Annotated in this window: 30 protein-coding genes and 1 tRNA gene; 29 read left to right on the top strand and 2 right to left on the bottom strand. The window is 31.3% G+C overall.

All coding sequences use genetic code 11. The annotated features are described in order from the left end of the window. Window positions 1-68: 68 nt before the first annotated feature. From zapA to LQ622_RS02115, 16 genes are all read left to right on the top strand, one after another. Complete coding sequence (gene zapA, locus LQ622_RS02190; RefSeq protein WP_025904633.1) at window positions 69-341, top strand: cell division protein ZapA; 273 nt, start codon at window positions 69-71, stop codon at window positions 339-341. Continuing rightward, entirely contained in the window at window positions 338-865 is a 528-nt protein-coding gene (locus tag LQ622_RS02185) for a CvpA family protein (RefSeq protein ID WP_037587489.1), read from the top strand. Before zapA ends, LQ622_RS02185 begins: the two co-directional genes overlap by 4 nt. Before the next feature lie 61 nt (window positions 866-926). Continuing rightward, window positions 927-2630, top strand: coding sequence for a DNA polymerase/3'-5' exonuclease PolX (gene polX, locus LQ622_RS02180; protein ID WP_204168372.1), 1704 nt, complete (start codon window positions 927-929; stop codon window positions 2628-2630). 26 nt (window positions 2631-2656) lie between these two features. Further along, window positions 2657-5005, top strand: coding sequence for an endonuclease MutS2 (locus LQ622_RS02175; protein WP_204168371.1), 2349 nt, complete (start codon window positions 2657-2659; stop codon window positions 5003-5005). 120 nt (window positions 5006-5125) lie between these two features. Beyond that, window positions 5126-5872 (top strand): enoyl-CoA hydratase-related protein, encoded by a 747-nt coding sequence (locus LQ622_RS02170; protein ID WP_037587496.1) that lies wholly within the window; start codon window positions 5126-5128, stop codon window positions 5870-5872. A gap of 111 nt (window positions 5873-5983) precedes the next feature. Continuing rightward, window positions 5984-6298, top strand: coding sequence for a thioredoxin (trxA, locus tag LQ622_RS02165; protein WP_025904628.1), 315 nt, complete (start codon window positions 5984-5986; stop codon window positions 6296-6298). A 150-nt stretch (window positions 6299-6448) separates the two neighbouring features. Further along, window positions 6449-8230, top strand: coding sequence for an excinuclease ABC subunit UvrC (gene uvrC, locus LQ622_RS02160; RefSeq protein ID WP_239762321.1), 1782 nt, complete (start codon window positions 6449-6451; stop codon window positions 8228-8230). A gap of 195 nt (window positions 8231-8425) precedes the next feature. Further along, a complete protein-coding gene (locus LQ622_RS02155) occupies window positions 8426-9037 on the top strand; it encodes a succinate dehydrogenase cytochrome b558 subunit (protein WP_025904626.1) in 612 nt (203 codons plus the stop codon). Between the two features lie 32 nt (window positions 9038-9069). Beyond that, the gene (sdhA, locus tag LQ622_RS02150; RefSeq protein ID WP_037587500.1) at window positions 9070-10833 is read left to right on the top strand and encodes a succinate dehydrogenase flavoprotein subunit; all 1764 of its coding nucleotides are present in this window, start codon (window positions 9070-9072) and stop codon (window positions 10831-10833) included. Window positions 10834-10835: 2 nt separating this feature from the next. Further along, window positions 10836-11645 carry a succinate dehydrogenase iron-sulfur subunit gene (gene sdhB, locus LQ622_RS02145; protein ID WP_037587502.1) on the top strand — a complete coding sequence of 270 codons (810 nt, stop codon included), beginning with the start codon at window positions 10836-10838 and terminating at the stop codon, window positions 11643-11645. Between the two features lie 149 nt (window positions 11646-11794). Then, window positions 11795-12229, top strand: a complete 435-nt coding sequence (locus tag LQ622_RS02140; RefSeq protein WP_025904623.1) for a MarR family winged helix-turn-helix transcriptional regulator — start codon at window positions 11795-11797, stop codon at window positions 12227-12229. Next, window positions 12226-13023 (top strand): glutamate racemase, encoded by a 798-nt coding sequence (gene racE, locus LQ622_RS02135; protein ID WP_025904622.1) that lies wholly within the window; start codon window positions 12226-12228, stop codon window positions 13021-13023. Before LQ622_RS02140 ends, racE begins: the two co-directional genes overlap by 4 nt. A gap of 12 nt (window positions 13024-13035) precedes the next feature. Further along, window positions 13036-13620, top strand: a complete 585-nt coding sequence (locus tag LQ622_RS02130; RefSeq protein WP_107576978.1) for an XTP/dITP diphosphatase — start codon at window positions 13036-13038, stop codon at window positions 13618-13620. Continuing rightward, the gene (locus LQ622_RS02125) at window positions 13617-14123 is read left to right on the top strand and encodes a metallophosphoesterase family protein (RefSeq protein WP_037587506.1); all 507 of its coding nucleotides are present in this window, start codon (window positions 13617-13619) and stop codon (window positions 14121-14123) included. The genes LQ622_RS02130 and LQ622_RS02125 overlap by 4 nt, the downstream gene beginning before the upstream one ends. A gap of 182 nt (window positions 14124-14305) precedes the next feature. After that, window positions 14306-14521 (top strand): hypothetical protein, encoded by a 216-nt coding sequence (locus LQ622_RS02120; protein WP_037587508.1) that lies wholly within the window; start codon window positions 14306-14308, stop codon window positions 14519-14521. 122 nt (window positions 14522-14643) lie between these two features. Beyond that, window positions 14644-14717, top strand: a tRNA-Arg gene (locus LQ622_RS02115). A 163-nt stretch (window positions 14718-14880) separates the two neighbouring features. Here LQ622_RS02115 and LQ622_RS02110 read toward each other — a convergent pair. Then, on the bottom strand, window positions 14881-15927 hold the full coding sequence (locus LQ622_RS02110; RefSeq protein ID WP_239774655.1) for a site-specific integrase: 1047 nt from the start codon (window positions 15925-15927) through the stop codon (window positions 14881-14883). Further along, entirely contained in the window at window positions 15928-16662 is a 735-nt protein-coding gene (locus LQ622_RS02105; RefSeq protein ID WP_239774654.1) for a helix-turn-helix domain-containing protein, read from the bottom strand. A gap of 228 nt (window positions 16663-16890) precedes the next feature. Between LQ622_RS02105 and LQ622_RS02100 the strand changes: the two genes are divergently transcribed. The 13 genes from LQ622_RS02100 (at window position 16891) to LQ622_RS02040 (ending at window position 23527) form a co-directional block, all read left to right on the top strand. Continuing rightward, complete coding sequence (locus LQ622_RS02100) at window positions 16891-17127, top strand: helix-turn-helix transcriptional regulator (protein ID WP_239774653.1); 237 nt, start codon at window positions 16891-16893, stop codon at window positions 17125-17127. Next, window positions 17112-17426 carry a DUF771 domain-containing protein gene (locus LQ622_RS02095; protein WP_239774652.1) on the top strand — a complete coding sequence of 105 codons (315 nt, stop codon included), beginning with the start codon at window positions 17112-17114 and terminating at the stop codon, window positions 17424-17426. Before LQ622_RS02100 ends, LQ622_RS02095 begins: the two co-directional genes overlap by 16 nt. A 12-nt stretch (window positions 17427-17438) precedes the next feature. Next, window positions 17439-17687, top strand: coding sequence for a hypothetical protein (locus LQ622_RS02090; protein WP_239774651.1), 249 nt, complete (start codon window positions 17439-17441; stop codon window positions 17685-17687). A gap of 1 nt (window position 17688) precedes the next feature. Then, window positions 17689-18039 (top strand): hypothetical protein, encoded by a 351-nt coding sequence (locus LQ622_RS02085; protein WP_239774650.1) that lies wholly within the window; start codon window positions 17689-17691, stop codon window positions 18037-18039. 238 nt (window positions 18040-18277) lie between these two features. Further along, the gene (locus tag LQ622_RS02080) at window positions 18278-19894 is read left to right on the top strand and encodes a phage resistance protein (RefSeq protein ID WP_239774649.1); all 1617 of its coding nucleotides are present in this window, start codon (window positions 18278-18280) and stop codon (window positions 19892-19894) included. A 178-nt stretch (window positions 19895-20072) separates the two neighbouring features. Continuing rightward, complete coding sequence (locus LQ622_RS02075; protein ID WP_239774648.1) at window positions 20073-20885, top strand: bifunctional DNA primase/polymerase; 813 nt, start codon at window positions 20073-20075, stop codon at window positions 20883-20885. Then, on the top strand, window positions 20866-21132 hold the full coding sequence (locus LQ622_RS02070; protein ID WP_239774647.1) for a pathogenicity island protein: 267 nt from the start codon (window positions 20866-20868) through the stop codon (window positions 21130-21132). Before LQ622_RS02075 ends, LQ622_RS02070 begins: the two co-directional genes overlap by 20 nt. Window positions 21133-21139: 7 nt before the next feature. Next, window positions 21140-21307, top strand: coding sequence for a hypothetical protein (locus LQ622_RS02065; protein ID WP_239774646.1), 168 nt, complete (start codon window positions 21140-21142; stop codon window positions 21305-21307). Between the two features lie 38 nt (window positions 21308-21345). Next, entirely contained in the window at window positions 21346-21690 is a 345-nt protein-coding gene (locus LQ622_RS02060) for a hypothetical protein (RefSeq protein ID WP_239774645.1), read from the top strand. 20 nt (window positions 21691-21710) lie between these two features. Beyond that, window positions 21711-22172: a hypothetical protein gene (locus tag LQ622_RS02055; protein WP_239774644.1), complete on the top strand. Its 462-nt coding sequence runs from the start codon at window positions 21711-21713 to the stop codon at window positions 22170-22172. An 11-nt stretch (window positions 22173-22183) separates the two neighbouring features. Next, window positions 22184-22384, top strand: coding sequence for a hypothetical protein (locus tag LQ622_RS02050; protein ID WP_239774643.1), 201 nt, complete (start codon window positions 22184-22186; stop codon window positions 22382-22384). A gap of 3 nt (window positions 22385-22387) precedes the next feature. After that, window positions 22388-22996 carry a hypothetical protein gene (locus LQ622_RS02045; RefSeq protein WP_239774642.1) on the top strand — a complete coding sequence of 203 codons (609 nt, stop codon included), beginning with the start codon at window positions 22388-22390 and terminating at the stop codon, window positions 22994-22996. 51 nt (window positions 22997-23047) lie between these two features. Next, the gene (locus LQ622_RS02040) at window positions 23048-23527 is read left to right on the top strand and encodes a hypothetical protein (RefSeq protein ID WP_239774641.1); all 480 of its coding nucleotides are present in this window, start codon (window positions 23048-23050) and stop codon (window positions 23525-23527) included. Window positions 23528-23971: the final 444 nt, after the last annotated feature.

The following is a 23971-nucleotide window of genomic DNA, read 5'->3' as shown; positions in this document are numbered from 1 at the left end:
ATGTCATGTATAATATAGTATGATTACATATATAGAAATCCATTTATAATTTGAACAGGGGTAGTATAATGAGTGAAAATAAAAATAGAGTGACAGTGGTTATAAATGATCAACATTATACAATTATTGGTGAAGACGATCCATCACATATTCGATATGTAGCTGGTAGAGTGGATGAAAAGTTGCAAGCGCTCGGGCAATTAAATGCAGGCTTGGATACAACGCGTAAATCTGTTCTTACAGCTGTTAATGTTATGCATGAATATGTTAAATTAGAAGAAGAAAATGAAAAGTTAAGAGAAGAAATCAAACAATTAAAAAATAAAGGACATTTAGAATGATAACATTACTTATATTTTTATGTTTAATTATAGGTGTCATCATTGGATATAGACGTAGTTTAGTATTACAATCATTACATTCTATCGGCACGATTAGTTCATTGGTGATTGCCAGCATTTGTTACGCACCATTTAGCAAGCAATTGCATTTAATATTACCTTATCCGAGTGCGTCTACAGAAGGTAAGAATGCAATATTTAACAGTATTAATAATGAGAATGCATTTTATAATATTATGGCGATTCTCATTTTATTTGTTTTTACTAAAATAATTTTACAAATTGTAGCAACAGTATTTGATTTTTATCATCAAATGGAATTTGGCGGTAAATATGCAAGGTATTATGGTATCGTACTTGGATTTATAGAAGCATATTTAGTTGTAATTATCATACTAGCAGCAGTTGCGGTAATCCCCGTAGCACCTTTTATAGATGCATTACAACAGTCTTCTATTGGAAATGCAGTATTAACAAAGACACCATTCTTATCTGATCAATTAGTAAAATGGCTTTCAAATTAAATGAATTCATATTGAAAAAAGTCATGGGAGAACCTATGACTTTTTTTACGGAGGAATAGACATGTTAACAAAAAAAGATATCGTAAAAATGTTAGAAACAATTGCAATATACATGGAAATTAAAGGTGAGAATCCATTTAAAGTATCAGCATATAGAAAAGCAAGTCAATCATTGGAAACAGATGAAAGAACGTTAAACGAAATTGAAGATGTGACATCATTAAAAGGCATTGGTAAAGGTGTAGGCGATGTCATAAATGAATATATAGATAATGGGACACAAAGTTATTTAGATGAGTTAAAACAAGAAATTCCAGAAGGACTTATTCCATTATTAAAAATACCTGGATTAGGTAGTAAAAAAATTGCGAAATTATATAAAGAATTAGATATAAAAAATAAAGAAGATTTAATCAAAGCGTGTGAAAATAATCAAGTGTCTGAATTACCAGGTTTTGCGAAAAAGACAGAACAAAAACTTCTTGAAGAAGCGAAAGTGTTAGGGCAACGACCTGAAAAATATCCAATCAATACTATGATTAAAGCACATGAAGTGATTAATCAATTTTTAGATAATATTGAAGGTATTATTCAATATCAAGTTGCAGGTAGTTTCAGAAGAATGAAAGAAATGAGCAAAGACTTAGATTATATTATTTCGACTGAAGAACCTACAAAAGTACAACAAGCACTACTTGAGTTTCCAGATATTAAAGAACAAATTGCTGTTGGCCAAACGAAAGTTTCTTTAGATTTACAAATTGAAGATAATGTTATTGGTGTTGATTTTAGACTGATTCAACCAGAAGCTTTCTATCATACATTGCAACATTTTACAGGTTCTAAAGACCATAATATAAAAATTAGACAACTTGCTAAACAAAAAAATGAAAAAGTAAGTGAATATGGTATAGAAGAAGCAAATGGTAACATCATTACTTATCAAAGTGAAAAGGAAATTTATGATCATTTTAACGTGCCATATATACCACCAACAATGCGTGAGGATGGTACAGAATTTGATAAAGATATTCAAGATATCATACAGTTAGAAGATATTAATGGTGATATTCATATGCATACAACTTATAGTGATGGTGCATTTAAACTTGAAGAAATGATTGAAGCGGCAATTGAACGTCAATATCAATTTATTTGTATTACAGACCATTCTAGAAGTTTAGCAGTAGCAAATGGATTATCTATTGAACGTTTATTGGAACAAAACGAAAAAATTAAAAAACTAAATGAATCATATAAAGAAATTGATATTTATAGTGGTACAGAAATGGATATTAAACCAGATGGTAGTTTAGATTATCCAGATGACGTATTGAAAGAATTAGATTATGTGATTGCAGCAATCCACCAAAGTTTCAATCAATCTGAAGAAGAGATTATGAATAGACTTAGAACTGCATGTGAAAATCAATATGTCAGACATATAGCACATCCGACAGGTAGAATTATTGGCAGAAGAGAAGGATATCGTCCTAATATTGATGAACTTATTAAAATGGCAAGAGATACTAATACAGTATTAGAACTGAATGCTAATCCACAACGATTAGATTTAAACGCTGACGTATTAAAAAATAATCCTGACCTAATGATTACAATTAATACGGATGCCCATCATATTGATCATTTTGATTTCATGAAATATGGTGTTGGAACGGCTCAAAAAGGTTGGGTTAAAAAATCACAAGTTATTAATGCTAAATCACGTGAGGCATTTAAAAAATGGATCCAATCAACAAAATAAAGTATTAAAAGAAGAGGGAAGATAATATGAATGAGAAAACATTAAAAGTTCTTGAATATCCCTTAATTATTCAACAATTGTCTACTCATGCGACAAGTGATATTGCTGAACGTATTATTAACGAACTTAAACCAAGTGATGAACTTGAAACGGTTCAGCAAAGCATAAATGAAACAGACGAAATGACTCAAATTTATAATAAACATAGAGTACCTGGGTATTCAGGGCTAAAAGATATTAAATCCTATGTAAGACGTGCAGAAATTGGCAGTTTGTTATACGTTGAAGAATTAAACCAAATTAAACGTAATATTCAAGTTCAAAATAGATTCAAAACATTTTACGCTAGTATCGTTGATGAAGATGAAGCAATCCTTTATCCAAATATCGATGGTTATGTAGCGCAATTGCCAGTATTAAGTGACTTACTGAATCAAATAAGTGAACAGTGTGATGAACACGATTTGTTTGATACGGCAAGTCCGAAATTAGCTGAATTGAGACATCAAATTAAAAAAACGAACGATCGTATTAAATCAAGATTAGAACAAATGGTTAGATCTTCAGCTAATCAGAAGAAATTATCGGACTCTATTGTAACGGTTAGAAATGATAGACATGTACTTCCGGTTAAAGCAGAATATCGTCAAGATTTTAATGGTATCGTGCATGATCAATCTGCATCTGGCCAAACATTATATATTGAACCAAGTGCAATTGTTGAAATGCATAATCAAATTGCTCAAGTTAAAGCTAAAGAAAAAGAAGAAAAAGATAGATTGTTATATATACTGACAGAACAAGTAAGCGAAGTAGGCTATGAATTACTTTCAAGTACAGAAGTTATGGGGCATTTAGACTTTGTGACAGCAAAAGCTAAATTCGGTGCAACTATTAAAGCTACTAAACCAATCATATCTGAAGATAGAGCAATATATTTACCTAAAGCAAGACATCCATTAATTAATCAATCAGAAGTTGTTAGCAATACGATTGAATTTAAAGAAGACATTAATGCTGTTATTATTACAGGTCCTAATACTGGTGGTAAGACCGTTACCTTAAAAACAGTTGGTTTAATCACGTTAATGGCACAATCTGGTTTGTTAATTCCGACATTAGATGGCGCAATTATAACAATATTTAAGAAAGTATTTTGTGACATTGGTGACGAACAATCTATTGAACAATCGTTATCGACTTTTTCATCACATATGAAAAATATCGTCAACATTATTGATCAAGCGGATAAAGACTCATTAATTTTATTTGATGAATTAGGAGCAGGAACTGATCCGAGTGAAGGTGCAGCATTAGCAATGAGTATTTTAGATTATACGATTGAAAGAGATGCTTTAATCATGGCAACAACACATTATCCTGAACTTAAAGCATATAGCTATAATCGAGAGAAAGTGATGAATGCAAGTGTTGAATTTGACGTTGAAACATTAAGACCAACTTATAAATTATTAATGGGTATACCAGGACGCTCAAACGCATTTGAAATCTCTAAAAAATTAGGGCTAAAAAATGAACTCATCAATCATGCAAAATCACTGATTGGTCAAGATGAAAAAGAAATCAATGTCATGATAGAATCACTTGAGAAAAATGCTAAATCTGTCGAAAATGATCGTATTGAAGTTGAAAAATTAAAACAAGAATCTATAGACTTGCATCAATCATTAACGCAAGAATTACAACGCTTTGAAAACTTCAAAACACAACTGATGGATGAAGCGAGAAATAAAGCGAATCAAGAAGTTAAACAGAAGACTGAAGAAGCGGAAACAATCCTTCAAGAACTAAGAGATATGCGAGATAATTCAGCTGCAAATGTAAAAGAGCATGAACTCATTGAGCGAAAGAAACGACTTGATAATCAATATACATCGCAATCTCTGAAACAAAATGTTAAGAAAGAACGTCACGATAAGATTGAAAAAGGTGATGACGTTAAAGTATTATCATACGGTCAAAAAGGTGAAGTTATCGATGTGATCAGCGATGAAGAAGTTGTTGTTCAGATGGGTATACTCAAAATGAAAATAGAAGTAAAAGATTTAGAAAAACTAGATAAAAAGAAACAACAACCAAGTAAAGTTGTTCCTAGAACGAATCGATCTACTATAAAAATGGATTTAGATTTACGTGGTTACCGATATGAAGATGCTATGTTAGAATTAGACCAATATATCGATCAAGCAGTACTTTCTAATTACGGTACAGTGAATATTATTCATGGTAAAGGTACAGGTGCATTACAAAAAGGTGTAGCTGACCATCTTAAAAAACATCGTTCTGTAGAATCATATCGTACAGGTATGCCTTCAGAAGGTGGATTTGGTGTTACTGTTGTAACATTGAAATAAGGAGGAAACATATTGGATAATTTTGATATGTATAAACTAGCTAAAGTATTACTCGTTATTTCTGCTTTAACATTTATAGCAGGTATTGCATACTTAATATTTTTATAAGGAGGAATTTTCTTGATAAATACAAATGTCGAAAACCACGTTCTTTATATACAATTAAATCATGGTCCGGTAAATGCTTTAAATGAGGCAGTATTAAATAGCATTATTGAAGCAATTGAAACAGAAGGATTCAATGAAGATGTGAAAGTCATCGTTATAAAAGGTAATGAAAAATGTTTCTCTGCGGGTGCAGATATTAAATCATTCCCAGAACTAACTAAACATGAAAGATTAGATTTAGCTTCTACAAGTGCTAAATTATTTAGATTGATTAAGACATGTCATAAGCCAGTTATCAGTTCAATTCATGGTGTTTGTTTAGGCGGTGGCTTTGAACTTGCTTTAGCATGTGATATGAGATTAATCACGAAAGATACAAAAGTAGGATTACCTGAAATTAACTTAGGTATATTCCCAGGCTTTGGTGGTGTCAGACGATTATCTGCTATGGTAGGTCAACATAAAGCATTACAAGCTGCGTTAACTGGTGAGAATATCAATTTAGAAGAAGTGAAACATTTATTTAATGTAATAGTTGAAGATAAAGAAGCATTAGAACAAGCTACTGAAAAATTAGCTACTACAATCGCTTCTAAATCTTTAGACTCTATTAAAGTCATCAAGCAAATGTCTAATTTAGATTTATCATTAGAAAGTGATCAAATTGAAGAAAGACATTTCGTTGATATTATTGAAAGCGACAATGCAAAAGAAGGTATTGATGCATTTATAAACAAAAGAAAACCTGAATTTAAGTGATTGCTAATATAGTTCATATCAAGTACAATACACTTTGAGCAAACAACATGCATTGCAAAATAAAGCGTGCTATACTCTCATTATCATAAGTTAACAAGGAGGATTTTTCCAATGGCATTATTAAAAGCAACAGATGCAAATTTCGATGAACAAATCAAAGAAGGCGTTAGTTTAGTGGACTTCTGGGCACCATGGTGTGGACCTTGTAAAATGATCGCGCCAGTATTAGAAGATTTAGCTAAAGACGTTGAAGGTAAAGCTAACATCGTTAAATTAGACGTAGATGAAAACCAAGCAACAGCAGCTAAATACGAAGTTATGAGTATCCCAACTTTAATCGTATTTAAAGATGGCGAAGCTGTAGATAAAGTAGTAGGTTTCCAACCTAAAGAACAACTAGAACAAGTATTATCTAAACATTATTAATCGTTATAACCTATGATTAATCCAAACTGTCTACAAAGCATATGACTTTGTAGGCAGTTTTTGTGTGATGATAGATATTTATATAGAACGTATGTTTTGGTCAATGCAAATTTTATTGATATAATGAATTTAAAAAGGTAGGTGATAAAGGTGGAAGACTACCAAAAGAAAATTAAGCAAAAACTTGAAGTTTTACCAACAGAACCTGGATGTTACATCATGAAAGATAGACAACAAACAGTCATATATGTTGGAAAAGCTAAACGATTAAGAAACAGAGTTCGCAGCTATTTCACAGGTGCACATGATGAAAAGACAACTCGACTCGTAGGGGAGATTAGAGATTTTGAATTTATCGTGACTTCAAGTGAAATAGAATCTTTATTACTTGAACTTAACTTAATTAAAAAACATCAACCACGTTATAATATATTATTAAAAGATGACAAAAGTTATCCATTTATAAAAATTACAAAAGAAAAACATCCTAGACTCATCGTGACGAGAACTGTAAAAAAAGATTCGGGTAAATACTTCGGACCATATCCTAATGCTTATGCCGCACATGAAACGAAAAAATTACTAGATAGAATTTATCCGTTAAGAAAATGTGTCACAATGCCAAATAAAGTATGCCTTTATTATCATATTGGCCAATGTTTAGGACCTTGCGTTTATCCAGTCGAACAAAGCGAGTATCAAACGATGGTTAAAGAAATTACTGATTTTCTAAATGGTGATGACAAAACAATCGTCAATGACTTAAACGAGAAGATGAATCAAGCGAGTGAAGCTTTGAAGTTTGAAGAAGCGAAAGAATACCGTGACTTAATACAACATATTGAAATGTTAAATTATAAACAGAATATGATGTCAGCAGACATGACAATGAGGGATATATTTGGTTATTCTGTTGATAAAGGGTGGATGTGTATTCAAGTATTCTTTATTAGACAAGGTAAATTAATTGAAAGACAAGCATCTATGATACCTATTATTCAAACTGCTGAAGAAGAATTCTATACATTTATTGGACAATTCTATTCTTTAAATCAACATTTAACGCCTAAGGAAATTCATATTCCGAAAAATTTAGACATTAAAACAGTTGAGTCAGTCGTTGATTCAAAAGTGGTTCAGCCTAAAAGAGGTCAGAAAAAAGAAATGGTGGATCTTGCGATAAAAAATGCGAGTATTTCACTTAAAAATAAATTTGAATTAATTGCGAAAGATGAATCTAGAACGATCAAAGCTATTGAGAACTTAGGAGAGGCTATGGGTATTCAAACACCGATTAGAATTGAAGCATTTGATAATTCTAATATTCAAGGTGTAGATCCAGTGTCTGTTATGATAGCTTTTGTGGATGGTAAGCCAAGTAAAAAGGACTATCGCAAATATAAAATTAAATCTGTAAAAGGTCCAGATGATTATAAGTCGATGCAAGAAGCGGTTCGAAGAAGATACACAAGAGTATTAAAAGAAGGACTACCAATTCCTGATTTGATTATTGTCGATGGTGGTAAAGGACATATGTCTTCAGTGAGAGATGTATTAGAAAATGAACTAGGACTTGATATACCAATTGCAGGTCTAAGTAAAAATGACAAACACCAAACTTCAGAATTATTGTACGGATCACAAGCAGAAATTATACCACTAAAGAAAAATTCTCAAGAATTTTATTTACTTCAACGCATTCAAGATGAAGTGCACCGATTTGCAATTAGTTTCCATAGATCAACACGACAAAAAACATCACTTAAGTCAGCTTTAGATGAAATAGAAGGTATTGGACCAAAACGTAAACAAACATTATTAAAACATTTTGGCTCTATTAAAAAAATGAGAGAATCGAATTTAGAGGATTTTGTTAAAATTGGTGTTCCGAAAAAGGTTGCTCAAAACTTAGTAGATAAGCTTAGTAAATAAATGGTAAAATTACAACAAAAAATCTATATATTTGGGTATGAGAATAATTCTCATGCCCAAATTCATACTTAATGATGTTACAATATACATGTAAATGCTCATCGAATTTTTTTTGGGATGTATGTAATCGTTTTCAGATTATTATATTCTTAATATAACGATAGAGCCATAGATTAAAGTTAGGGGGGACTTCTTTTGGCGTCAAGCGAAAAACAGTTTATTTTACGTCGTATTCATTCATTATTAGGTGTAATTCCTATAGGAATATTCTTAATTCAGCATTTGGTTATTAACCATTTTGCAACGATAAGTCCAGAAGCTTTTAATAAAGCATCAGATTTTATGTGGAATTTACCATTTAAAATTGTATTAGAAGTTGTAGTTATTTATATTCCTATACTATTCCACGCTATTTATGGATTATACATAGCGTTTACAGCTAAAGAAAACGTAGGAAGGCATTCACTATTTAGAAACTGGATGTTCTTATTACAACGTTTAACTGGTATCATATCATTTATTTTCATAGCTGTTCATGTTTACCAAACACGTATTCAAGCTGCATTAGGACATCACGTTGACTTTGATATGGTTTCAGATATTTTATCTAATCCAATTTCTGTAACGCTATATGTTATTGGTGTATTAAGTGTTATATTCCATTTCTCAAATGGTTTATGGTCATTCTTCATTACTTGGGGAATTACACAATCACCAAAATCACAACGTTTTATGACTTATGTAACTTTATTTGTATTTATCGTAATTAGTATTATTGGCTTAAGAGCTATTTTTGCATTCGTATAGGATTTATACTTTTTAGGGGAGTGACAATTTTTATGGCAAACAACAAAATCATTGTTGTCGGTGGTGGTTTAGCAGGACTTATGGCAACTATTAAAGCTGCTGAACAAGGTGCGCATGTTGATTTATTCTCATTAGTACCTGTTAAACGTTCACACTCTGTTTGTGCTCAAGGAGGTATTAACGGAGCTGTCAATACTAAAGGTGAAGGTGACTCTGTTGACATTCACTTTGATGACACAGTGTATGGTGGAGATTTCCTCGCTAACCAAACACCTGTAAAAAATATGACTGCAGCAGCACCAAGTATCATACATTTATTAGACAGAATGGGTGTTATGTTTAACCGTACACCAGAAGGTCTTTTAGATTTCCGTCGATTTGGTGGTACTTTGCATCATAGAACTGCATATGCAGGTGCAACAACTGGACAACAATTACTATATGCATTAGACGAACAAGTTAGAAGTTATGAAGTTAAAGGTTTAGTTACAAAATATGAAGGTTGGGAATTTTTAGGTATTGTTAAAGATGAGGAAGATGCTGCACGTGGTATCATCGCTCAAAACTTAACAGACTCTAAAATCGAATCATTTGGATCAGATGCTGTAATTATGGCAACTGGTGGACCAGGTATCATATTTGGTAAATCTACTAACTCAATGATTAATACAGGTTCAGCAGCTTCTGTTGTTTATCAACAAGGTGCTAAATATGCAAATGGTGAGTTTATTCAAATTCATCCAACTGCAATTCCTGGTGATGATAAATTAAGATTAATGAGTGAATCAGCTCGTGGTGAAGGTGGACGTATTTGGACGTATAAAGACGGTAAACCTTGGTATTTCTTAGAAGAAAAATATCCTGATTACGGTAACTTAGTACCTCGTGATATTGCGACTCGTGAAATATTCGATGTTTGTGTGAACCAAAAACTTGGTATTAACGGTGAAAACATGGTATACCTTGATTTATCACACAAAGATGCACATGAGTTAGATGTTAAGCTTGGTGGTATAATAGAAATATATGAAAAATTCACTGGTGACGACCCTCGTAAAGTCCCAATGAAAATTTTCCCAGCAGTTCATTATTCAATGGGCGGTATCTGGGTAGACTTTGATCAAATGACAAATATTAAAGGTTTATTCGCTGCTGGTGAATGTGACTACTCACAACATGGTGGTAATAGATTAGGTGCAAACTCATTATTATCTGCTATTTATGGTGGTATGGTTGCAGGACCAAATGCGGTTAAATATGCTAATAATATTGAAAAATCATATACAGAATTAGATGAAGAAATTTTCCAAAAACGTATAAATGAAGAACAAGAAAAATTCGATCATTTATTACAACTTAAAGGTACAGAAAATGCTTATAAGTTACACAAAGAATTAGGAGAAATTATGACAGCCAATGTTACAGTTGTTCGTCATAATGATAAACTTCTTGAAACAGATAAGAAAATTGTTGAGTTGATGGAAAGATATCAAAATATTGATATGGAAGATACATCTACTTGGAGTAACCAAGCTGTATTCTTTACGCGTCAATTATGGAATATGTTAGTGTTAGCAAGAGTTATTACGATTGGTGCATATAATCGTAACGAATCACGTGGTGCACATTACAAACCTGAATTCCCAGACCGTAATGATGAAGAGTGGTTAAAAACAACGATTGCTCAATTTAGAGGACCTAAAGAAGCACCAGAATTTTCATATGAAGAAGTGGATATTAGTCACATTAAACCTCGTAAACGTGATTACTCTAAGAAATCTGAAGGAGGTAAATAATTATGGCAGACACTCAAACAGTTGAAAACAATGCACAAGGTCAAAACCAAGAAAACAAAACGATTTCAATCATTATCAAACGTCAAGAAAATGATAAATCTCAACCTTATGAAGAAAAATTTGAGATTCCTTATAGACCAAATATGAACGTTATTGCAGCTTTAATGGAAATTCAAAGAAATCCGATTAAGTCAAATGGTGAAAAGACGACACCAGTAACTTGGGATATGAACTGTCTTGAAGAAGTTTGTGGTGCATGTTCTATGGTTATTAACGGTAAAGCTCGTCAATCATGTTCAGCTATTATTGATCAATTGGAACAACCAATTAAACTTGAACCAATGAAGACATTCCCAGTTATTCGTGATTTACAAGTTGACCGTTCTCGTATGTTCGATAACTTGAAAAAAGTTAAAGCATGGGTACCAATTGATGGTACTTATGACTTAGGACCAGGACCTCGTATGCCTGAGAAAAAACGTCAAACAGCATATGAACTTTCTAAATGTATGACATGTGGTGTATGTTTAGAAGTTTGTCCGAACGTAAACGTGAATAATAATTTCATGGGTGCTCAAGCAATATCTCAAGTTCGTTTATTCAACTTGCATCCAACTGGAAGCATGACTAAAGATGAACGTATTAAAGCACTTATGTCTGATGGTGGTATACAAGAGTGTGGTAGTTCTCAAAACTGTGTAAATGCTTGTCCAAAAGGTATTCCTTTAACAACATCAATCGCAGCAATGAATAGAGAAGCTACTTTCCAAATGTTTAAATCATTCTTCGGTTCAGATCACGAAGTAAACTAATAAAGATATGAGAGGCTGGGACATAATATTATGTCTTGGCCTCTTATTTGTTTATTTATATAACATAAAGACCAATTCATTAACTGCAAATAAGCGTATGTGTTATTATTATTAATATAAGTTTGATGAGAAAAGAGGTACAAACAACTATGGAAGAAATTACAAAACAGATTGAATATTCGTTAAGACATATAGTAGAAAGAACGAAATTAAAATCAAGAGGGCAGTTAAAGGTTTATGATATAACACCGCCTCAATTTATTGCTTTACAATGGCTCAATGAGCATGATCAAATTACAATTGGTGAGTTATCTAAACGTTTATTTTTAGCATATTCTACAACAACAGATATAGTAGATAAACTTGAGAAAAAAGAACTCGTTCAAAGAATTCAATCTGAGAAAGATAAAAGAGTATTCCACGTCAAGTTATTAGAAAAAGGCACGGCACTTATTGACGAAGTTGTTCAGGCGAGACAAATTTATACTGAAGATCTTCTATCTATTATGGAAGATGAAGATAAAATAAAGTTTAATGAAGCGTTAGAAATTATGTTGAAAAGAATGCGAAGTGAAGATGAATGAATAAACCAATTGGCGTAATCGACTCAGGAATTGGTGGTTTAACAGTTGCTAAAGAAATCATGCGACAATTGCCAAATGAGACGATATTTTATTTAGGTGATATAGGAAGGTGTCCTTATGGCCCGAGAACAAGAGAAGAAGTTAAATCATTTACCATTCAATTAGCTAACTTTTTAGTTGAAAAAGATATTAAAATGCTAGTCATCGCATGTAACACAGCTACTGCGGTTGCTTTGAAACCTTTACAAGAAATGTTATCAATACCCGTGATTGGAGTTATTGATCCAGGTTCAAGAACAGCAATTATGACAACTAAAAATAATCGTGTACTTGTTCTTGGTACTGAAGGGACAATTAAATCTGAAGCATATAGACGAAGTATCAAATCTATTAATCCTCAAGTAGAAGTTAAAGGCGTCGCTTGTCCAGGATTCGTTCCTTTAGTTGAACAAATGAGATATAAAGATCCGACGATTACGAGTATTGTTATCCATCAAACGCTTAAACAGTGGCGATATGATGACTCAGATACAGTAATTTTAGGATGTACACATTATCCACTACTATATGATGCGATTCATCAGTATTTTGATGATGGCAAGACAATTATATCTTCAGGTTTAGAAACAGCAAGAGAAGTAAGTGCATTATTGACTTTTAGTAATGAGCATTCTTATTATACACCAAATCCGAAACATCAATTTTTTGCAAACGGTGATGTTGAACATATTACGAGAACGATAAAAGAGTGGCTACATATAGAAGATGCTCATGTTGAACGAATAACATTGTAAGGAGAGATAAATATGAAAGATATTATTATTGCATCAAATAACCAAGGAAAGATAAATGACTTTAAAACCATTTTTCCAAAAGCAAATGTTATAGGTATTTCTGAAATTGCACCTGATTTTGATGTAGAAGAAACGGGTACAACATTTGAAGAGAATGCAATTTTGAAAGCAGAAGCGGCTTCAAAACAATTAAATAAAATCGTTATTGCTGATGATAGCGGATTATCTGTAAAAGCTTTAAATGGTGAACCAGGTATTTATTCAGCAAGATATGCAGGCGCACAAAAAAATGATCAAGATAATATAGAAAAATTATTAACAAACTTAAAGGGTATAGAAGATAGAGCAGCAGAATTTGTTTGTGCCATTGCTGTAAGTGAGCCTGGTAAAGAAACTGTTACATATGTAGGTAAAGCACCTGGTGAAATTATAGACGAACCACGAGGGGAAAATGGATTTGGCTATGACCCAATTTTCTTCGTACCATCACAAGACAGAACGATGGCAGAATTAACTGCTGCAGAAAAAAGTGCAATCAGTCACCGTGGTAATGCAATTAAATTAATGAATGAAGATATAGGGGAGCGATTCCAATGAAATGGGTAATTGTTAGCGATAATCATGGCGAACAAGGCATACTTCATGAAATATACGAAAAAAATAAAGACGCAGATTTATTTTTACATTTAGGTGATTCTGAATTTGACTATAACGATACAGAACTAAGTTTGTATCAAAGAGTTAAAGGAAATTGTGATTTCGATCCACAATTTCCAATAGAAGAACAAGGTGAAATAGAAGGTATTGGTTATTTCTATACACATGGTCATAGATATGATATTAAAGCATCTAGAGAAGTATTAAGTGCCCATGCTAAAAATAACCATGCTAAATTTGCATTTTATGGACATAGTCATATAGCTTTATGTGAGTCAATAGATGGCGTTTATTGTATCAATCCAGGAAGCATCTCTCAAACAAGAGGACAGTGGGAAGAAACATATGCCATCATCGAATTCGACGAAGCATTAAATAATGCAACTTTAACATATTTAAATAGAAATAATGAAGAAATAGAAAAATTATCATTAGCACTTTAAATATATATTTTGCAAAACAAAAATGGCAAATAGATTTTATTTATTGAGATATTCTTACGAATATCTCAATTTTATTAAAAATTTAGAATAAACTTTCAATTAAACAAAAATTGTTTTATAATTATGAATGTCGTTAATTTTATGTAAAAACTAATAAGTTATGATACGTAGGAGGGGTAGAAATGGGCAGAACACACGTTACATCAGTTATCAATGATGATGAGTTTTGTATAAATAAAAACGAATATAACGACTTACATAAGAACGAAAACATATATGTATTAACAGCAAATGGACTAGTACATGCGAGTGTTATAGAAATATTTGAAGATAAATCTTTGTGTAAAGCCGAAAAAGCCAATACAGTTAAAGTTAATGACATAGTTATCACCGAATAAAAGTAAAATAAAATAACTAAACGTGTAATAATACTTCGAAAGCGATTTAATAAACCTTTTTCTTTTTAAAAAGTATTGATAAATCAGTATCTATTCGATATAATTATTCTTGTGTTGAAAATGTCCTGGTAGCTCAGCTGGATAGAGCAACGGCCTTCTAAGCCGTCGGTCGGGGGTTCGAATCCCTCCCAGGACGCTAAGTAGGGTTTAAAGAGTATTATTAAAATACGAAAAGCCCTTTATACCAATGGTTTGGAGTAATTGAGGTTATATTGAATATCATAGAATATTTTATTATAATCCCCAAATTATCCCCAAACACGAAGAAAAGCATCTACATTAATTTGTAGGTGCTTTTTTTATATGCTATTTAAAAATGTTATAGCTTGTTCATCATCACGCTGGTATGTTTCCTCTAATAAATGTGAGTATATGGATAGAGTAACATTAATATTCTTGTGTCCTAGACGTTTAGAAATATAGTGTATAGAACACCCTTCATGTAGCAACACAGAGCATAAGCTATGCCTTAATGAGTGTATTGTAATATCTTTGATACCTAAATGCTTACATGCTCGTTTAAGGGCTTTATTTACTGCGTTATTGCTTATCAGTGTCCCATGTTCAGAAAATACATATCCATTAATATCTTGTGGGCGATTATTGATAAAGTTTCTTACACGTTTCAAAGTTTTTAGATCCATTGAAATTATTCTATCTGATGTATCTGTTTTTGTACCAGGTATATGAACTTGATTATTAGGTAAATTAAAATCTTCACGTTTCATTTTTTGAATTTCAGAAAATCTAGCACCAGTAACCATAGCCACAAGTAATAGAAGTGAGGACATGCTTTCTTTTGTTTCTAAATAGCTTTTTAAACGTTTAAATTCGCTATGACTAATGTATTTATCCTTTTCATCTTTAGACGCCACAGAGCCTTTTGTATTGGCTTTATATGTGGCGTTTTTGTGTATTAGACCATCATGTATAGCATCGTCTAAACAATTGCGAATATAACTATTTAATTTACGAGTACTATCAGTCGAGTGATTACCAGCATATTCATTTATAAATTTCTGATAGTCCATTCTATTCAGTTCTGTTAGTAATGTGTGGTTAAAATATTCTTTAATATATCTGTGTGCTATAACATAACGATCATAAGTTTTCTTTGTGACTTTATCCTTCTTATTTGTTTCATACCAGGATTTGAAATAATCTGCAAATTCAACCTTATTATTTAACACAATACCTTTTCTGTAATAAGATTCTAACTCAACAGCTTCAGCATGTGCTTCTTGTTTAGTACGAAAGCCACCTTTTTGTATCTTCTCTTTTTTACCGTCAATCGTAGCATAAAATACATAACGCCATGTTTTACCACGTTTTTCATAAGATGCCATTTAATCACCTTCATTTTCTATCTTTAATTCATATTCATACATTTCATAAGAAATGAATAGTTTGTATTCTTCTATCTTTACATATTTATCTAATTCACCAGCCTTTTTAAAACTGTCAGAATAGAAATGCTTTGAATACCATGTTGTAGATGACACCATTGTATCTGCATAAGGCATAAAATTTACACCAAGAGGGAACGTGGAAAAATCATAAATACCATTTTCGTATGCTTTTTTGAAAATTAAACCCATAAATGGAATGAATAAATTAAGTGTAGTTTCTTTAGTTCTATTTTTAACAATGTGCCTTACATGTTTACCACTGGTTAATATTTCTATGGGAAATTCACCTGATATATTAACGATAACACCTTTTATTTTTGTATTTTTATTAAAAGTTAATAGTAATTTTTTAATTTCACGATCTTCATTTAGATAAGTGCATTTTAGATACATATTTTCATCATTGTTAACCATTACAAAATAATCATCTTTTGGAATCAGTTCAACATCTAATATTTCTAGAGTATTATAACCATCATCTAAAATTAATAATTCTTCTATTTTACAATTTAATGTACTTACTATTTTTTCTAATGTTTCGAATTGAATACCTTTACTTTTACCAGTCGATAATAAACTTAAAGTATTTATAGATAACCCTGTTTTGCTAGACAACTCTTTAAGAGTAACTTTTTTATCTTTCATTATCTTTTTGAGATTGAATTTAATCATGTTCATTCCTCCAATAGTAATCAAGTAAAATTTATCATATGTTTGTAAAATATACAATTATTTTTAGTGAAACTTTGTAAAACAAAAGATAATTACCAATTAACTATTATTATAATACTATCATGTAGTAAAAAGTATTGACAATACATTTATAAAAAAGTAAACTATAGTTAATTACTAATATGATAGTAATTAATTAACAACTTATAGTAAAAGGAGGGCTTATCAATGACTGTGGTTATCAAAAGTAGATATTTAAAAGAGTTAATGTTTATAAAAGGATATAACCTTTCAACATTAGCTGATGAAGTTGGTATTTCAATATCTTACATGAGTCAGATCATAAATGGTAAAAGAACGCCGAGTGCGATGCTGGCAACTAAGATATCTAAAGTGTTCGATGTAAGTGTAGAGGGATTATTTACATTTAAAGATAAGGAGGAAACGATATGCAACAACAACTAAACGCAACAATTAATATTCCATCTGATTTTATTTTGATTACAAAAGTGGAGTATGAACAATTATTGAACAATCACAATGACGGTAAATTTATTAGTTTAAAAGAGTTAGCAGATCATCTTGATTGCAGTGTGCAATGGTTAAAGGAAAATATTCTATTTAATCCTAGATACAAGAATGATTTAAAAGAATTTATTCACTATCCATCTGTAAGTGGACAACGATATCACGTTCATCAAAAAAAGGCATATAAATATTTTGATGAACATTCAATAAGTATTTTTGAAAGGAAAAATAAATAGGAGGGCGTAAAAATGTTAGACAATTATTTCAATGAATTGAGTGATCAAGAGAAATATGCATATTTATATGGAAGGTCGTCATACGAGGTTGAGATATGCAGATGGTTAAGCGACAAAACTTCCGAAGTAACTAAAAATTTAAACGCAGGTGTAAGTCCTGAGTATTTATTAAATGATTTTTTGACAGGATTAGCTGACAAGATTCAACTTGAGGCTTGGGAAGGTCAAATACAAAAAAAGCAATTAACGGAGGCTGAATAATATGGTCAATGAGAAACAGAAGGTCATTCAAGAAAAATTACAAGATATCTATCGAGTTATCAAAGTAGAAAACATCGAAGTTATAACACAACAAGTTACAGGCAAAACGTTAGGAAGAAAGCAGTTTTTAGATAACCTAGTAACATATCTGACAGGTTTTTCTTACGAACTTATTGAGCATTATCAACTTACATCAAGCGAAGATTATAACGTGACTTATGTACTACAGACCTTATCCAATGCAGAAACAGATACATTAGATTCAACTGTATTTTTACTAGAATGGGCAATAACTAAATTAGCTTTATCGTTCGGATTAGACCCAGAAGAAGATGTTAAGAAGGTGATTTAAATGAGGGGGATCGCACTAATCTATTTAACGTTATGTAATGGAATCATACTATTATTTATCGGTGTAAGTGCTATAAACGCTTGCTATTTTTCAGCACTCATAACAGTTATGCTAGCTTATTTGTACGTGAATATCATGGAATTAAAAAAGCCTTCCAACGATGGCAGTCGTCAGAAGGTAACAAACGATTAAAAAAATTAACATAAATTTATTCTAACACAAAGAAAGGTTTGATTAAATGGATGAAACAACTCTTTATAATAAACATTTGGAATTTCACTCACAATTAGATTATGTGAATACTATAAACTTGTCACGTATCAAAGAGATTAGCAAGCGAATTAACTTCGCTTCTATCTTTAATGAAAAACAAGTTTTTAATAATAAAGGTAACTTATATCATCGTGAAAAAAGTGATATAGGCGATTACATTAATAATCTTACTTTAGATTATACCATAAAAGCCAAGTCATTGGGCATAATCTATGGGACGATCTATACAAAAACTACAGAAAATGATAATGGCGAAGAAGAAAAGAAGTCTACATTTAAGTCTGATACATTTAACAACTATGCAAGATTTATAGCTGATCTCATTTCGGATTTAGTAATTTATTCAGATGAACTTGATTGTTTCATTATCGTAAAAGATAACACTTATGAAGTAATAGATGAAACAAACTTTGCTTTAAATTATCCAATAGATAATAAGCATCAGATTAATGATTTTTTAGAAGTCATGCTTGAAATCTATCGAGAGCGATTAAACGTTAAGCACAGATATAATATACTGCCTTATACAATCGCTGGTAATGATTGGATATATGATTGTAGAGAATTGGAATATAGTCAAAAATTACTTCAACCAAACGAGTTGTATATCAAAAAGTATGATGTAAATGCTAAAGATATAGACACAGATAAAGCTAAAGAATTTTATGATCTAGTCACTGAAAATGATAAGAGTAAAAACAATTTAATGCTTATGCACGCTTATACAATGTATAGAAAAATGAATCTAATTCAAGCAGAAAAGTGGATGCTGATGAAAGACTTCGGACGTTCGGGCAAAGGTTTGTTTATGACTACTTTTGATGCTTTGTTACAAGTAAATAAAGTAAATTTCGATAGTTTAATAACGGGTGGTTTTGAAGCATCTAACGAGTGGATGAATTTTTACGGTGCAGATATTGCTCATGCTAACGAAACAGGGGAAATCACAAAAGTTATGATGCGTATATTGAGAAAGATTGCTACAGGTGAATATATTTCAGGTCGTGGTATCGGTAGAAATGCTTTCACATTTAAGAATAACGCAGTACTGATACTTGATACAAATGAAAGTGTAGATACAGGAGAAATTACAGCTAACACAACACGTACAGTCAAAATTTCATTAAAGGATAGACCACTAAACGAAACAGACGAAGAACGTTATCAAATATTCAAGCCATATTGGGACTTCGTACAGCCACATGGTAAAAAATCAGTAACAGCATCAGTTTCATTCTTGATAGCAAGTTTAGAATACCTTAATGAAATTGGGCGAGAGTTCAAGTTTAATGATGTAACACTTAAAAATTATTTTAGTGCTGATGAATTAACAGAAACACAAGTTATTTTGCTTAAAACTTTATCGGAGCATGGCTTTGTATATGCTGGTGATGAAACAATTCAAAGGTTAATTGAACAAGATTATAAAAGTTTGAGATACAAGCAAGCAAAAAACGATATGAAAAAGATTGGGATAAGTATTAATCATCAAAAAAAGATTGATGGCGTAAATACTAAAGTTCACAAAATAGGTAATCCAGAACTATTTAATATGGCACTAGAGCTTATAAATAAAGATTAAGGGTTACCGTAACTCTTAGTAACTCTTATAGTAACTCTAAGAATGGCTATATAACAGTCGGTAACCTTTGTAACTCTAATTTCTATAGCGTTTTGTACAAGTTAAAAATAAGTTTGCTATATAGAGAAAAAAACAGGTTACAAGGGTTACCGTAACTCTTGTTTAAAGGAGGTATTAAATGTCAGGATATCATGTTGCAAAAGAACTACTTCAAAAGAACATACAGGTAATTCCGTTAGATCAGTATAAAAAGCCAACAGTAACATTTAAAGATGCAGTCATTGATGATGACTTCATAGAATATCACGCTAGGTATTATCATCAAACTCACGTTTTAGGTGTACTTACTCGTGGTGTATGGTGTATCGATATTGATGTAGACCATACAGAAGGTAAGAATGGTTTTGAAAGTATTGAACATATACCGTTTAATGATGAACTTGTGGCCAACATGGATAATACGTTGGTACAAACTACGCCAAGTGGTGGTAAGCACATTATATTCAAAAAGCGTGATGGCATAAATTATAGTCAAAAAATTGATTACTTACCTTCAGTAGATATCAAAGCACACCCTAACAATTATTTTGTGCTTGCAGGTAGTAAAACCGTTAAAGGTAAGTACACACACAATAGTGTGCGTGTAACCAAGTACGAAGGTGAGTTTGAAGAACGTATATTTTCTAAACGTGGTAATTATTCTCAACAGGTCTTAGACGATTATTCTGTACAAAATACTTTGAATAATTATGACTTTTCACATTTAGAACATAATGGCAAAGGTGGACTAGGTAAGCAAGCATATCAGCGTATCGTTGATGGCCAAAGCACCGAAAGGAATAACGACTTATATTTGGCAGTAAGTTATGCAATGCAATGTAACGTGGATATAGAGCCATTAAGAATATTAATCGGTGATGTTAAAAATGGTGATGAATTTAAGCAAAGTGAGTGGGAGGCGACTGTAAGAAGTGCAAGCTACAAAAAATAATTATGACACTCAAGCACGAAAGATAGGATTAATTGTAGGAATATCAGAAGAAATATATTTTTGTACATTAAGTCGTGTATCTACTGTATATGTTGAGAAAATTGGCGATCATTGGTTAGCGTGGCGAGAAACTTATATTTTAAATAGTAAAAGAATTAGTAATTATAAAATTCTTGCACAGGGAAGTTTTGAATTAGTAATGGCACGTACAAATAATTATATTCAATTCATAAAAAAGAAAATGTAGAGAGAATATGAACAAGAATCATAATATTATTCAAATTATGCCAGCACCAAAAAGCTTATATTCAACATATAAAAATAGTGAAGTCGAAAATATATATACACGGATAATGTGTATAGCTTTAACTAAAGACGATGATTTTAAATTCTGTAATGTTGATGATAGTGGATATATATAGAAAAACAAATAAATCAAAAAACTAAGGAGTGAAGATAAATGATAATACCTAAAAATGCTATATACAGTAAAGATAAAAATGCTTATACAACGTTTATAGAATTGGATAGTCCATATTCAATTAATTACTTACCAATAGAAAAGCAAGAGCAGTTAATACTGTGGTGTAGTAATTTAAAACCTATTAAGTCGTTTAATCAAAAACATTCATCATATGGACTAAAACATCTATTCGAACAATCAGAGCATGGCTTTTATATCACTAATGGACAATTGAAAGCAGCATTAATCATGACAGGGTTTAAAATCGAAAACATTGATCTATTGAATTGGCATTTTAATATATCAGAGAACAGTGTTAAGGGATTAAAAATAGCGAACTAACAAAGGTGTGAGTTATTAAAGTGTGGGAAATCAAACAAGAGTTAAGTGATTATGAGTTATTAGTTCATTACAATCCGTACTATATAAAGAATAAAATTGAATGTTCATATGGCTATATCGAAGTTATGTATGATTATCACTATCCTCATGCTGTTGGTGATTTAGCAACACATACTATCTACTTTGAATCGGTACATTTAGAGAATCTGGCCATTTCAATTATTGAATATAAAGAGGGTTTGAGAAAGTACATCGAACGGACTAATACAAATTTAAAAGTAATTGAAGAAGTTACACAACACTATAGTCAATCTGATAAAGATGATATAGATCTGTTCTTTAAGACAGACGGTGAGGATTATCCTAATCGAGTTATAGCAAGATTGAAATACGATGCTTATAAGCTATCAAACAAGTTGAGAGCAGCACGTATAAGAGCAAGGGAAAAAGCAGAGTTGTTAAGTAAAGTTGAAACTTCATAAGGGGGGACAGGATGAAATACAAAAGGATAGCACATTCAATTGTCGCAAGGTTACCGACAAATATCGAAAATGTATCAATGAGTTATCTTAATAGGGTGATTGGTGAAAGAACTAAAAGTTCTGTTGAGTTTGGGGAAATTAAACAAATCATTATTAACGAATATATGAACAAAAATAAAACATACAAAAAATATCACAAAGGTGGAAAATAAACTATGAAAAAATTACAAGAAAAATCAATCGAAATATTCGCAAATGGAATTTACGGTAAAGTGGAAAAAGCTAAATCATTAAAACGTGAGTATGATGGTTTAATTGACGAATTAAAGGCGTTAGATAACAAAATTGACTATCATAGACGTAATGATGACTATGCAGAAGTTACACGCTTAAAACGTGAACAGAAGACACTAGAGGACGAAATAGAAGTGTTAGATAATAGATTAAAAGAAGAAGATTACTCAATCTTAGAAGATGATTATATTAGGTTTTATGAAGCTTTTGATAAAGAATTAGAACCAATCAAAGCAGAACATGAGAAACTGAGAAAAGAAATGAAAGATAAAATAAAAGAACTCGGTGAAGTTTACGAGCGAATGATTATTAATAAAAACAATGCTGGTAGACGTATTTCAAGAAAACAATATGTAGATCGTACTAAAACAGATTTCAAGCCAGTTTATAAAGGTCAAATCTTAGCGAACGAAGTTCAGATAGGTGGTAATACTACGCCACATGCCTATAGAAACTTAGTTATGAGTGAATTAAAAGCAGCGTCTTTAAAAGACTATCAAGCATATTATTATAACAAGAAACAATGGTAATAGAGGGTAGTATATCTACCCTTCAAATAATTAATATTGAGGTGAACATAAATGACAAGTAGATTAATAACACAAGTAGGGAATAATGTTGGTTATTCTAAAGATAAGAAAAGCATCATAGGTGTATTAGGTCAATTTGATAAAACGTTTAAAACTGGTGTTGCTAGTAAGGATTTAAAGGTTAGCAAAGAATGTGTGGTTGACGAACAATCATTTAAAGATACAAATGCAGATAATGTAATTATGTTAATAAATGCTGATACTGAACAAGTAGTAGGTAGATCAGATAACGGATTGTTTGAGTTAATGGTTTATAAAGATAAAATTGCTTTTAAATTAGATATAGCTAAGTTGCAAAGTGGTAAATTTGAATTTCAACGTAGCATAGCAAATGATATCTTAACTATGGTAAAACAAAATAAGGTTAAAAGTACAAGTATGATTATCCAAGATGAACAGAGTGAAAAGAAAGGTAATGTGGACTATATAAAGCGTATTGGTAAGATTAAAGTGATTAGTATTAATCAATAATAATAGAGAACTGTAGTTCGTTAAAAATAGCATTATAGAGAACTAATGTTCTTGATTGAGAGTAGAAAATTTAGTATAATAAAGGTAGATAGTTAAGGCTATCCTTTGACTATTTTATAAAGTATTCAAAGCAAATAATCTTTTAATTTTGTCGTCTTCTTCAACTTTAACAGGTTTAATTTTGCAATATTCTAATTCCAGAATATACTCCTTCAAATTTGTGCATGAGATAATCTTGTGCTAGCCCATCATCACTCAATGTGTTGGTGGGTATTTTTATAAAACTATGTAAGCTGGTGTGAGTGCGACAGAATGGATATAATGCATTATACATACCTATAACAAGCGTTAGCGACTGTACTACCTAAGTAATAATACAACATGATACATACTGAATAAGATGGTAATAGAGGCATAGTAAATACAAGGCAACTCAATACCGTT

Origin of the sequence: Mammaliicoccus sp. N-M50, from assembly GCF_022386995.1 — a bacterium.
GTDB lineage: Bacteria > Bacillota > Bacilli > Staphylococcales > Staphylococcaceae > Mammaliicoccus > Mammaliicoccus sciuri_A.
Note: the sequence above shows the minus strand (reverse complement) of the source record. Positions and strands in the feature narration are given on the sequence as shown.